This window comes from Pedobacter sp. G11, from assembly GCF_003860265.1.
Taxonomy (GTDB): Bacteria; Bacteroidota; Bacteroidia; order Sphingobacteriales; family Sphingobacteriaceae; genus Pedobacter; species Pedobacter agri.
In genome coordinates, this window is the sequence record NZ_CP034190.1 from 2,386,321 (window position 1) to 2,398,602 (window position 12,282).

Below are 12,282 nucleotides of genomic sequence, written 5' to 3' on the forward strand. Positions count from 1 at the left end.
ATAGCTAAAGAAAGATTATTAAAAGCTTCCCTTTGATATTCAATTTTTATATCTAAAAGTCTAGTTGCACGCTCATTCTCAACTGCCTTACCATTAGCGATATAGATTGTTAGTATCGAAATTTTAGAGGGAACAAGTATGGCAATGGAAAATTTGATCCACTCAGTCCATGATCTATCAGGCTGAATTGTCGGGGAGACTGTGGGTTGATTATTAGTAGGTGAATTTTGTTCAGAATTCGCGGCTGTTTCTCTTCTAGTACGATGTGGTCTATTCATTGAGCATAATTTAGACTGACCATATACCAAATGATTTTCGAATCCTTTAAATTATCTATTAATTAGATGAATGCCACCCAGTTAAATCATCTTTGCGCAATTCCGGATAAACACTAAAATGCGGCCTGAACTCCCACATCCAGGCCGCTATTGTCTATCTTAGTGTGTGCTGAATTCAGCATATAAATAATCGTAAAAAGTACAATTAGTTTTAACAAAAAAGGCTATCTCACGACAGCCTATAATTATTATAAACCAAACAAACAAATTCTTTAGGAAAGGACTACCAACTTATTGAAAGCCCTATTTTGATCATCAACTAACCAAAGTTTATGATCATATTTTTCATAGTTAATCGTATAAACCACAATGACTGAATTTTTTTCTGAGAAGGCAATTTTTTATTAATAAATTCTTGAAATAATAATAATATACGAAACATTTTATTCTCAGTTTGGTTTCTGTGTTGATCTATCCTTATTTTAATGAATACTCTAACCAAATCAAGTCAAGATGGGCAAGACTGTCCTCGTTGCAGAAATTTTGAAACCTATCGAATTCCAAGAGGCTATTTATTCAAGCATATTCTAAGCTTTATCCATGTCAAGAGGTATAAATGCGACCGATGCTTCTGCACTTTTCATCGGCTTAATTGAGGTAGTTGCCTCGAATACGAGTTATGTCATTTTTGCTTACCTCACAGATACCGGTTAAGGAATGGTATGATATAATTGGCGAGAAAACGATAGCTGACGCCGTTCTTGACCGTATGTTCATCACTCCTTGAGAGTTGAATTATTCGGCGAATCAATGAGGAGGAGAAACTCTACGATTGAAAACGTATTTTTGTAAAATAACAGTTGTTAGACAGGACTTAAAAGATCAACTCTAAAATGCCTTTTTGCACAACAATTTCTGCTTTTTTCAAGCAACAACTCTGGGTGTCAATTTAAAATAGGCGAAAGGGAGTCAAATTTATTGGTATATGCAATTATTCAGCTTACTGGAACATTAAAGGAAATGTGATATTGGGTTTTACTCACCGGGCCATTGATTGCACAAATGAAAAGATTAGGAAGTTTTTATTCAAGGCAATACCTTTAGAAGTCGTTTTGCAGTTGAAAGCGTAATACCGATTTACGGTTATGACTGGGTTATTAAAGATAATATTTTCGATATGACTGCGTCAACAACAAATTCAAACAATGGAGCAGTTGAGGCATTTAATCCGCAATCAGATAATAGTAAATCCTTTGTCTCGGAAAATCTGGTTATTAATGATTCCTGGAAGATTTTAAGCCTCTATAAGTTATTAGCTTTTAAAAATACCTTTGTAACGATTAGCACTACGCCATTAAGTTACACATTAAATTCAAGTAGTGCCCCAATGACCATTGCTCAGAGGTCTACACTAACACCTATTGAGGGAATGATAGTGGATATTTCAGATGGTTCAACACGAGGTGTTTATCGATATACGAATGGATCCTGGACGGTTCAATAAAGCAAAGCCCACCTGTCTCGGGGTGGGCTTTTAGTATTTTAGGGCTATTCAGGCTAACTCATTATATATATAATTTTAGAAAATTTCAACGCCATGCCTGAGGAAGTCCTACGTAAACATAAACCAAGAATCCAAACTTTAGATGCTCTTAGAGGAATAGCTGCTGTGACAGTTGTAATTGCTCATTGTTCAGGAAACTTCCAATACCCTTCCTTTATTGATAAAAGCCCTTTATATTTTTTCAAGGCAGCTCATGAGGCGGTTGTTTTCTTTTTCATATTATCAGGTTATGTATTAGTCTACCAATACAAATCTAAAAGCTATTTTAACTATTTAGAGTTTTTTACAGCGCGTGTATTTAGAATTTACATCCCTTACATTGCGAGTATTGGGCTCTCCCTTTTATTGTATTATTTAGGGGCTAATTTTATTGATGATACTTTCTTTGGCTCTCTTTGGAAATCACCAGTTACTTCAGAGACGATCATCAATCACTTAATTCTCATAACAAACTTTGACACCAATCAACTCAATCACGTCATCTGGTCATTGGTTCATGAAATGAGGCTATCGATATTATTTCCGCTTATATTAATAGCTTTAAGCTTCAAAAGCGTTTCTTACAAAATAATTTTCGTCATTCTTTGTATTGCATCAGGAATCATAATAGGGAAAGAGATATTGCCTTCTTTGGGATACCTAAATAGTTACATTCATACTTTGTATTATTTCTGGTTGTTCGTCGCTGGCGGTTTGATTGTAATTAATCAAAGTTCTTTAGTCATAAAATATTCCTCACTAAGCAGTTTGACTAAGGTTTTATTACTTACAGTTGCTGTTATTATTTATAGCTATTCCCATACAATAATCTATGTATTCATGAAATTGCCACGACTTGGATTGCTCGAATACAGTTTTATTTTTGAAGACTTCTTAACAGCCATTGCGGCTTCAATTTTGATAGTCTCAGCAATAGCTGTTTCCAAAGAGAAAAGTATTCTTCAGCACCCTTTATTATTATTTTTCGGGAAGATATCATACAGCCTCTATCTTGTTCACATTCCTATTTTAGCATTCTTTTATAAGCAGCTTCATTCTGATCTTCCCGTATCTATCATTATATTAATTGGATTGCCAATAGCAATATTTATCGCTTGGATATTTAATATGATTGTAGAACGCAATTCTGCAAAGTTGGGTAAGAAAATAGGGATTAAATTATCAAAAGCTGGATCTTCTTTGAATTATCCCATTGCAACGTAATTTTGTAGAAACGAAAAGGATTTTTTCTATCAACAAAAAGCAGGTAAACATTTGCCTACCTGCTCGAGTCTATAAATATCGGGACGATTTTTGATTAAACTCTAATTTCTTAACAGGTCAAATATAGAACTACAGTTGATAAAACTAGCTATTCATCTTGTTCAAAATTCGCATTTTTCTTGACATAAGTCATTAAATCGTGATTATCGTTATAATATAGTTTTTCGTATAATTAATAAGACTATATTTATTGGACTTTGTAAATCACGGGACGATTTAGAATGAAGTGAAAGCCTTGCGTGATAGTAAGGCTTTTTGCATATTACAAAAGGGCTATATACCATATACAACTCGATTATTAATTTTGATACTTAATCTTTCCGGGACGATAGATTAAATAGTGAGCGTTCTGCTGTAAATGTCAGAACGCTTTTTTTTATTTCCCTTTCCCCTGATCAAACAAACTTTCATGCAATAAATAAAATCCCTCCACGGCGTGTTTGGGAAACCGTTTAGTTTTATCATCCCACATTTTATGGTTCTGTTACCTTCTGTTTTCACACACTCTTTCAGCAACTTCTCTATCATTATAAGCCAGCGTCATTGCGACATTATCCTCATTTACTCTGCCATCCTCGCAAACAAAATACATTTTTCTGAATTTGAATTTCTTTGCCATCTAGCAAAATTATAAACACAGTTTGTAATCGCTAAAAATATTAGTAATATTGAATATAACTATTCTGTTTTTATTGACTTTGGTTCAAATATGTTACACTGTTATATACTATATTTTGTAAATAAATGATAATTAGATATTTAAATCAAAATTTATTCTTCGCTGGCAGTGAAGAGGTGATCGGTTCGAATCCGATATTCTCCACCAAGCCTTATCAGGAATGATGGAGGCTTTTTTATTTCATCAATATTGACTCTCTGTATTGGTTTTTTTGAAAAAATGTATCGCAAGCTTCAACTATCTATAGAAGTTCCGAACTCCCTGCTCAATTTTCGTTTGAATTTATCAATTAACATTTATTACATCAGAATTGATATTTATCAAAGAAATGAAAAAAAAGAATTCGAAAAAAACATAACATGCAGATTTTTAAGTACTTTTATGTCTATCCTTATTATACATGAATTCTTTAATAAAAACGCCTGGCGATCATAATTGTCCGAGGTGCCATAATTTTGAAACTTATCGTATCCCACGAAGTTTCTTGTTTAAACATATTTTAGTTTTTATTCCAGTAAAACGATATAAGTGTGATCGATGTTTAAATACATTTCATTTGTTAAACTGATCTCAGTTTGAGGTAATATCGCAAGTTATCGTTTTACGCCTATCTTCTGAAAACTTTCAATACACACTAAAAAATGTATGTTTATCTAGGTGAAGAAACAAGCGAGAGCTGTGATTTCGGCTTCAGATTGTATTACTTCCTTTCATAATTTCACGTTTCAGCAAAAGAATTATTAGCAGAATAAAATCTTAATCGAACGCGTATCTTTCAAACGTAGTAAGCCGAAAGTTTTTCACCTTGAATTACTTTGATTGTTATTTCGCAGCCCATCCTTTTACCAATAAACAATTTCATCCTGTTAAACAATAATTCTGCTTTTCCTTAAATTATTCCGAAAAATCTTACAACCTTAGGTTGTTCATTTGTAAAGTAAATTGTAAACTAAATTATACATATAATCAAATCTTTTGTGTTATTTTGATGTTCAATCATTACAAATGAAAAACATCTATTTTATCGCCCTGCTCTCCATTTTTTCCATAAACCATCTTTTGGCTCAGGAAAGTTCGCTCAACTCCGAGAAGATTGACGGAAGTAATTTAATTGAACAACTGCACAACGACCGGTATCTATTTAATAAGAGATTGATCAAGCATGAAGGTGGCTTAACCCGGTTGCCAGTATCGCAATCCATTTTAAAATCAGGAAAATTTACCATTACTTTTGCCGGACGTGATTATGTGATAAATAACAAACAGGTTGTAGAAATCAGCGGTATCAAAGTTTCTAAAACTGCCTTGGCGGCAATTACGGATAAACTATCATTACTGGATCATCTTCAGAAAAATTGTTCCGAAACCGTAAATGCAGAGTATAAAAAGGATAAAAGAAATCTCCAGTATATTAAAAACCTTGATCGGCAATATTTCTCTTCCCTTAAACAAATCTCATCTATTACTGGTGATATTTCTCGGGAGCTACGTAAGCCGAATGCCTCTGTAACAATCGAACTGGCAATGGATAAAGTAAATGTTCCTCAGATGTTTACTAATTCTTCAATTAGGCAGGAAGTGTTGTTTGCCGAGACTAAATAGCTGCTATTAAGCCGCATAGGCGATCAGCGACAGTAATTAAACACTACATCAATAGTTCTTAAAAAATAAAGTGCCCGAAAGGGCTTTTTTAATTTCAAAGCGTTATTTTTACGCCAATTATGGAAAACGACAAAAAAGAAATATTCGATAACGTTGCGCAACGTTTAAAAATTGAAGGTTTTAATGTAGTAAATCGCGATGAGACACGTCCTTGGGGTGGTTTCTTTGTTATTGATGAGGCACAGGCTCAGCAGTTTGCAGATACCTACTTTGACGGATTAGATGTAGAAAGTTTAAAAATAGGTGGCAAATTAAGCCCGAAAATATTAATAGTTGCACCAAACACACGTTTATCGTGGCAATATCACCACCGCAGAGCTGAAATTTGGCAAGTAGTTACAGGTACCGTTGGTATTAAAACCAGCGAAACTGATGAAGAGGGTGAAGTAAAAACATATGCGCCAAAAGATCAGATAAAATTGCAACAAGGCGAACGTCATCGTTTGATAGGTTTAGAAGATTGGGGTGTGGTTGCGGAGATCTGGCAACATACTGATGCTTCAAATCCATCCGATGAAAGCGATATTGTTCGTGTTCAAGACGATTTCGGTAGATAAAAATATTCCATTAGAATCCTGTTCTGACTATTCAGTGCAGGATTCTCATTTATTATAACACTTCTGCTTTTGGTTTCCAGCCATTAGAAAAACTAAACGTTAAAAAAATACGTTTATAAAGTATACACACCATACATGATTATCTTCCTTTTTTTTGTTTGCCATTGGTTTTTATCCTTATTCAGTCAAACTTTTTTTCTTCACCGTTACTCCTCCCATAAGATGTTTAAAATGGAGCCTTTTTGGGAAAAGTTCTTTTATCTCGTTTTACTGATTTCTCAGGGTTCATCATTTTTAAATCCAAGAGCGTACGCTATATTACACCGCATGCACCATGCATATAGCGATACAGAGAAAGATCCTCATTCTCCACATTTTTTTAAGGATGTGTTTGGGATGATGATTGCAACAAAAAATATGTACATGAATTACCTGCATTTCAAAATCCAACCAGAACCTGCATTTCAGGGTAATTATCCTGAATGGCCGCTGATTGACCGAATTGGTGATTCATGGTTTTGGAGAATTGGTTGTGGCTTATTTTACATCGGTTTTTATATTATGTTTGCCAACCACTGGTGGTTATTTATTTTGTTACCCATTCACTTTTTAATGGGACCATTACACGGTGCTATTGTGAACTGGTGCGGGCATAAATATGGTTACTCCAATCACGATAATGATGACCATAGCAAAAATTCATTACCCTGGGATTTCCTGTTAATGGGTGAGTTATTTCAAAATAACCATCACAAGAAACCAAATAGCCCGAACTTTGCAACTAAATGGTGGGAGTTTGACCCCACTTATCCGGTAATGAAAGTATTGCACTGGATGAAAATTATCAAGATTAGAAAGGTTTAAATTCATTCTTCATCCTGAGCTTGTAGTTGGTATTGGTTCTTTCTTTATTGTTGTCCTGATCATAGGCTTTTTTCGTTCGAGGCAAAAGAATGAAGAATTGCCAGCTTAAAATATTTGTGTGTTGGCCACTGCTTAAAGTGGTGCAGTGATCGTGTTTGAGTGAGACTTCACCACGGTCCAGGAAGATTTTTGGATGGTTAAGTGTTACGGTTAATTTTTTAAACAGGTTTTATTGGTTAAACCCAACAGGAGCGAGCACGAAGTGTAACGAAGTAAAGCAGATGGCGGGACTTTCGGAACCGAAATGAACAGGAACTTGCTTTTCAAATATTATAACATCGTACCCTATGATCAACCTCCTAAAAATCGTTTTCTCTGCACTTTTAGTTTTCATGTGCTATAAAGTAATTGCTACTTCTTTAGAAAGTAATCTTTTTGATCAGTGGGATTTTCTTGGTTCCATCCCATGGATGCGAGCTACGCTTTGGGATTTTTATGCTAACATATTCATTATCACGCTATGGATGCTCTACAAAGAAAAAAGCATTATTCTTAAAATCTCTGTTACAATTTTGTTCGTATGTTTAGGTAGTATAGCCACTCTAGCCTATGTTTTGGTTCATTTATATAAACTAAAAGAAGGCGAGGGCGTTAAAGAATTGCTGGTAAAAAGGTAGAAAGTGAATGGCGAAATGCGTTCCCTTGAACCTTGCGCCTTAACACTTAAACCTAACGATGGATTATCAACATCTACTATTTATTGCACTCATTTCGTTAATTGCTTGCTGTACCATTATGGTATTGGTTTGGTTATGGGCGAAAAAAATTAGAAATGCTGGTGTAGTAGATGTTTTTTGGGCGCTAAATTTTCCAGTAATTACCATTATCACTTTCTTTTTAGCTGAAGGTTATGAAATGCGCAAGATTTTAATTTGTGCTATTTTTTTAATTGCAGAATTGAGATTAGGTATTCATTTGTGGCAACGGGTAATCGGTCATTTAGATGAAGAGGAAGGCCGATATCAGCAACTTCGCAGTGAGTGGGGCGAAAATGCCGACCGAAACTTCTTTGTCTTCTTTCAGTTTCAAGCTATCTCTAATGTAATTCTCGCTATCCCATTTTTTATTATCACAGCCAATACCTCTACAGAAATTTCTATTTTCGAATATATCGGCTTGGCCATTTGGGCAATTGCTTTTGTGGGTGAAATGGTTGCCGATAAACAGCTCGCTGCTTTTAAAAAAGATCCCAAAAACAAAGGAAAGGTTTGCGATACAGGGTTGTGGTATTACAGTCGCCACCCCAATTATTTTTTTGAATGGTTAACCTGGATGGCGTATTTCATCTTCGCATTAGCGTCGCCATGGGGCATCCTTGCCATCATCAGTCCGGCAATAATTTTCTATCTATTAACCCGGGTTACAGGTGTTCCAAACAATGAAGAACAAAATTTAAGGAGCAAACCCGAAGCTTACAAAAAATACCAGCAAACAACTTCGGCCTTTTTCCCATGGAAAAAGGTTATAAAAGTTAGCGGTAGTGGATTACAGGCCTAAACCTTATACCCTGGTTTTGCATCCGAACCGATCACTTTTAAATATAATTTACAACTCAAATGTGGTACGATAAACTTTTAGAAAACGACAAACTTCCTGATACCGCTCTGCGTATGGGGATTAGGAAACTTTGCAAACAACGTTTAGATGATGAAACCTTAGGCGATGAAGCTTTGCAACAAGAGAAATTTATGGATCTGGTTGCCGAGTTAAAACAGTCGCCAATTGCGGTAAATACTTCCGAGGCTAACGAGCAACATTATGAATTGCCTACAGAATTTTTCCAGTATTGCTTAGGCAAAAATCTGAAATATAGCAGCGGTTATTGGAAACCGGGCGTAAAGGATATTGATACCTCGGAAGATGATATGTTGGCTTTAACCTGCGAACGGGCAGATTTGCAAAATGGTCAGAATGTGCTGGAACTGGGTTGTGGCTGGGGTTCGCTATCATTGTACATGTCGTCGAAATTTCCTGAAAGCACCTTTACTGTAGTTTCAAACTCAGCAACGCAAAAAGTTTTTATTGATGAAATGGCAAGGCAACGAGGCATTCAAAACTTAACCGTTTTAACTGCTGATATGAATACTTTTACCATTGCAGATACTTTTGATAGGGTGGTTTCTGTTGAGATGTTTGAACACATGCGTAATTATAAATTTTTGCTGAACAAGGTTGCCGGTTTCTTAAAACCTGACGGAAAATTGTTCGTTCACATTTTTACGCATAAAACGCTGGCATACAAATTCGAGGTAATTGATGAAACCGATTGGATGAGCAAATACTTTTTTACAGGTGGTATTATGCCTTCCAACCATTTATTTTTCTATTTCAATGATGATCTTAAAATTGACAGGCATTGGGTAGTAAACGGAACCAATTACGGAAAAACTTCTGAAGCCTGGCTGAGTAATATGGATAAGCACAAACAAGAAATCATGCCAATTCTGGAAAACACTTATGGTAAAGATCAGGCCGTAAAATGGTGGGTTTACTGGCGTTTATTTTACATGAGTTGTGCCGAGTTATTTAATTATAATAAGGGAAACGAATGGATGGTTTGTCATTATTTGTTTGAAAAAACAGCTTAAACAAAAGCTAAAGGACTGAAGCCAAATACTCAATTTAATTTAAGAAAATGCAAAAATTAGCCATTATTGGCTCCGGAATAGCAGGAATGGGTTGCGCCCATAAGTTGCAACATCAATATGATATCACAGTTTTTGAGCAAGGCGATTATATTGGGGGGCATACCAATACAATTACACTCGAAGAAGATGGTAAACCCATTTATTTAGATACTGGTTTCATGGTTTTTAACTATGAAACTTATCCAAATCTGACGGAAATGTTTGCTGAGATTACCGCTCCGGTAATCAAAACCGATATGTCTTTCAGTGTTCAGTTTCTGCCAAAAAAGTTAGAATACAGCGGTTCCAGTTTAAACCATTTATTCGCACAGCGGAAGAATATCTTTAATATTTCTTACCTGAAAATGTTGATGCAGATTAATCGTTTCAACAAACAAAGCATCGAAATTTTAGATCAACCAGCATATCAGGACTATTCTATTGGAAAGTTTTTCAAAGAATTTGGTTATAGCGATGATATGCTTTGGCAATACCTGATTCCCATGAGTGCAGCGGTTTGGAGTGCACCAATGGAACAGATTTTAGATTTCCCAGCGGTGACTTTAATCCGTTTTTTTAAAAATCACGGTTTTTTGGGTTTAGATACACAGCACCAATGGTACACTTTGCAAAATGGAAGTCAGGCTTACCGTGAAAAACTAATTGCTCCATTCCGCGATCGAATTAGAATTAATAATAAAATTATTTCCGTAAAACGATTAGAGAACGGAAAGGTAGAAGTGGTAAATTCAATAAACGAACGTTTTGAATTTGATAAGGTAATTATGGCCTGCCACGCAGACCAAACTTTTGAAACCGTAAAAAATAAAACAACTTTAGAAACGGAATTGCTATCGAAGTTTAAATATCAGCTTAATAAAGCTGTGGTGCATACGGATGAAGATCAAATGCCAAAAGCTAAACTGGCCTGGAGCAGTTGGAATTATCGTGTAGAAAAACAAGGCGATAAATTGTTGCCAAGCACTATTTATTGGATGAATAATTTGCAGGGTGTTTCTAAGAAAACGAATTACTTTGTTTCTATTAACCCTTCGGCAACTTTAAATGCGGATAAAGTCATAAAGCAAATAGATTACCATCATCCTTTATTTGACGTTCCGGCCATGCGGGCACAAGAGCGATTACATGAGTTAAATGAAAATGGCCCTATTTACTACTGCGGAAGTTATTTTAAATATGGTTTTCATGAAGATGCGTATAAAAGTGCAGTGGATTTATGTTTAAAGATGTAAGGTGTTTAATGAGTTAATATGTAAGATGTGAGATGGAAAATGGAGTAGCATTATGTTTAATGTAAGATATAAGATGGGAATGGGGTAGCATGATGTTGATGGACTGTTTTAGATGGATAATGGTTATGACGATTTAACTAATGAAGCCATTTCAATTCCGTCATTCATCTTACATCTTTACGTTCTCCATTTTTTTTGTTAGTTTTAATTGGTCATCCTTCGAAATATTATGTATTAATTTTTTTAAAGATGAACGAAAAAACTACTCAATTGTTAGAAAGAACATTTCGCTTTGGCGTTGATGTGTTGAAATTCTTAAGCACACTTCCTTATAATTTTATTTATAAAGTACCCATGTTACAGTTAAGCAGGTGTTCAACATCAATAGGTGCAAATTATGAAGAAGCTCAAGGAGCGTTTAGTAAACGAGATTTCAGTTATAAGATTGGAATTTCTTACAGAGAAGCGAGAGAAAGTGTTTATTGGTTAAAGACACTAAGTGAGCTTTATCCTGATGATAAATATAAAATAGATTTTGAACGGTTTAAAGCAGAAGCATTAGAGTTGAAGAAAATATTTACTACCATTAAGATTTCATCTAGTAAATAGAAATTTTTGAATCCGGTTTAACGAATATGTCCCATAATCCATCATCCATTTCACATCTTACATCCAAAATATACACTGCCAAAGTCATGCACCATCGGCTGGCACCAAAAAAACATACTTTTTGGTATAATGTATATATGTTTTATATCGATTTAGACGAGATTGATTTGCTGGCAAAAAAACTTCGGTGGTTTAGTCGCAACAAATTTAACCTGTTTTCATTTCGCGATTCGGAACATTTACAACTGCCAAGAAATAATCCGGATTCAACAAAAAACACTCGCCAGCATCTTGAAAGTTATTTAAAGGGTTATGGTGTTGATGGAACAAAACTGAAAATTAAGTTGCTAACTAATCTCAATGTTTTAGGATATAATTTCAATCCGGTTTCATTTTATTTCTGCTTTTATGAAAACGAAAATCCGGTATGTTGTGTTGCAGAAATTAGCAATACCTATCGCGAAATGAAACTTTTTTTCTTTGGGAAGGAAGAACTGGATGGTGATCGCTTCAAAAAAATTACGACAAAGTATTTTTACGTTTCGCCATTTATTGATCACGACGATTCCTTTGATTTTAATCTGAAAATCCCCGGAGAGAAACTGGAGATTAAAATAGATGACATTGATAAAAACGGTAAGCGGTTTTTTATCAGTACCTTATTAGGTAGCAGTAAAGCATTAACCAATGCCAGCTTGCTAAAATATTTTTTTTCTATTCCTTTTATTCCATTGCAGGTGATGGGCATGATTCATTGGCAGGCCTTTAAACTTTGGATGAAAAAAATACCATTTCACCCAAAAGCTAAAAACCCTGAACTGCAACGCAACGTATATAAACCCTATAAACCACAAACAAAATAGATT

General features: G+C 35.0%; 13 protein-coding genes. 12 read left to right on the forward strand and 1 reads right to left on the reverse strand.

Annotated elements, in window-relative coordinates:
• Positions 1-957: 957 nt before the first annotated feature.
• The 3 genes from EA772_RS22290 (at position 958) to EA772_RS10370 (ending at position 3,045) form a co-directional block, all read left to right on the forward strand.
• Positions 958-1,065 (forward strand): ATP-binding protein, encoded by a 108-nt coding sequence (locus EA772_RS22290; RefSeq protein WP_246834099.1) that lies wholly within the window; start codon positions 958-960, stop codon positions 1,063-1,065.
• A gap of 390 nt (positions 1,066-1,455) precedes the next feature.
• Entirely contained in the window at positions 1,456-1,782 is a 327-nt protein-coding gene (locus tag EA772_RS10365) for a hypothetical protein (protein WP_124912962.1), read from the forward strand.
• 93 nt (positions 1,783-1,875) lie between these two features.
• On the forward strand, positions 1,876-3,045 hold the full coding sequence (locus EA772_RS10370) for an acyltransferase (protein ID WP_124912964.1): 1,170 nt from the start codon (positions 1,876-1,878) through the stop codon (positions 3,043-3,045).
• Positions 3,046-3,589: 544 nt separating this feature from the next.
• On the opposite strand, the gene EA772_RS22370 is transcribed toward EA772_RS10370, so the two are convergent.
• Positions 3,590-3,724, reverse strand: coding sequence for a hypothetical protein (locus EA772_RS22370; protein WP_256370017.1), 135 nt, complete (start codon positions 3,722-3,724; stop codon positions 3,590-3,592).
• A 1,065-nt stretch (positions 3,725-4,789) separates the two neighbouring features.
• Between EA772_RS22370 and EA772_RS10380 the strand changes: the two genes are divergently transcribed.
• From EA772_RS10380 to EA772_RS10420, 9 genes are all read left to right on the forward strand, one after another.
• Positions 4,790-5,386 (forward strand): hypothetical protein, encoded by a 597-nt coding sequence (locus EA772_RS10380; RefSeq protein ID WP_124912966.1) that lies wholly within the window; start codon positions 4,790-4,792, stop codon positions 5,384-5,386.
• Positions 5,387-5,505: 119 nt separating this feature from the next.
• Positions 5,506-6,003: a phosphoheptose isomerase gene (locus EA772_RS10385; protein WP_124912969.1), complete on the forward strand. Its 498-nt coding sequence runs from the start codon at positions 5,506-5,508 to the stop codon at positions 6,001-6,003.
• A 135-nt stretch (positions 6,004-6,138) separates the two neighbouring features.
• Positions 6,139-6,867, forward strand: coding sequence for an acyl-CoA desaturase (locus EA772_RS10390; RefSeq protein ID WP_029204397.1), 729 nt, complete (start codon positions 6,139-6,141; stop codon positions 6,865-6,867).
• A 347-nt stretch (positions 6,868-7,214) separates the two neighbouring features.
• Complete coding sequence (locus EA772_RS10395; protein WP_116169618.1) at positions 7,215-7,544, forward strand: DUF1475 family protein; 330 nt, start codon at positions 7,215-7,217, stop codon at positions 7,542-7,544.
• A gap of 58 nt (positions 7,545-7,602) precedes the next feature.
• Positions 7,603-8,424 carry a DUF1295 domain-containing protein gene (locus EA772_RS10400; RefSeq protein ID WP_124912971.1) on the forward strand — a complete coding sequence of 274 codons (822 nt, stop codon included), beginning with the start codon at positions 7,603-7,605 and terminating at the stop codon, positions 8,422-8,424.
• 59 nt (positions 8,425-8,483) lie between these two features.
• The gene (locus EA772_RS10405; RefSeq protein WP_116169620.1) at positions 8,484-9,515 is read left to right on the forward strand and encodes a cyclopropane-fatty-acyl-phospholipid synthase family protein; all 1,032 of its coding nucleotides are present in this window, start codon (positions 8,484-8,486) and stop codon (positions 9,513-9,515) included.
• Positions 9,516-9,562: 47 nt separating this feature from the next.
• A complete protein-coding gene (locus tag EA772_RS10410) occupies positions 9,563-10,807 on the forward strand; it encodes an NAD(P)/FAD-dependent oxidoreductase (RefSeq protein WP_124912973.1) in 1,245 nt (414 codons plus the stop codon).
• 249 nt (positions 10,808-11,056) lie between these two features.
• Complete coding sequence (locus tag EA772_RS10415; protein WP_124912974.1) at positions 11,057-11,416, forward strand: four helix bundle protein; 360 nt, start codon at positions 11,057-11,059, stop codon at positions 11,414-11,416.
• 26 nt (positions 11,417-11,442) lie between these two features.
• Positions 11,443-12,279 (forward strand): DUF1365 domain-containing protein, encoded by an 837-nt coding sequence (locus tag EA772_RS10420; RefSeq protein ID WP_124912976.1) that lies wholly within the window; start codon positions 11,443-11,445, stop codon positions 12,277-12,279.
• Positions 12,280-12,282: the final 3 nt, after the last annotated feature.

Coding starts and splice junctions, on each gene's coding strand:
- EA772_RS22290 (WP_246834099.1), top strand. CDS start 958: ATGTCATTTTTGCTTACCTCACAGATACCGGTTAAGGAATGGTATGAT.
- EA772_RS10365 (WP_124912962.1), top strand. CDS start 1,456: ATGACTGCGTCAACAACAAATTCAAACAATGGAGCAGTTGAGGCATTT.
- EA772_RS10370 (WP_124912964.1), top strand. CDS start 1,876: ATGCCTGAGGAAGTCCTACGTAAACATAAACCAAGAATCCAAACTTTA.
- EA772_RS22370 (WP_256370017.1), bottom strand. CDS start 3,724: ATGGCAAAGAAATTCAAATTCAGAAAAATGTATTTTGTTTGCGAGGAT.
- EA772_RS10380 (WP_124912966.1), top strand. CDS start 4,790: ATGAAAAACATCTATTTTATCGCCCTGCTCTCCATTTTTTCCATAAAC.
- EA772_RS10385 (WP_124912969.1), top strand. CDS start 5,506: ATGGAAAACGACAAAAAAGAAATATTCGATAACGTTGCGCAACGTTTA.
- EA772_RS10390 (WP_029204397.1), top strand. CDS start 6,139: ATGATTATCTTCCTTTTTTTTGTTTGCCATTGGTTTTTATCCTTATTC.
- EA772_RS10395 (WP_116169618.1), top strand. CDS start 7,215: ATGATCAACCTCCTAAAAATCGTTTTCTCTGCACTTTTAGTTTTCATG.
- EA772_RS10400 (WP_124912971.1), top strand. CDS start 7,603: ATGGATTATCAACATCTACTATTTATTGCACTCATTTCGTTAATTGCT.
- EA772_RS10405 (WP_116169620.1), top strand. CDS start 8,484: ATGTGGTACGATAAACTTTTAGAAAACGACAAACTTCCTGATACCGCT.
- EA772_RS10410 (WP_124912973.1), top strand. CDS start 9,563: ATGCAAAAATTAGCCATTATTGGCTCCGGAATAGCAGGAATGGGTTGC.
- EA772_RS10415 (WP_124912974.1), top strand. CDS start 11,057: ATGAACGAAAAAACTACTCAATTGTTAGAAAGAACATTTCGCTTTGGC.
- EA772_RS10420 (WP_124912976.1), top strand. CDS start 11,443: ATGTCCCATAATCCATCATCCATTTCACATCTTACATCCAAAATATAC.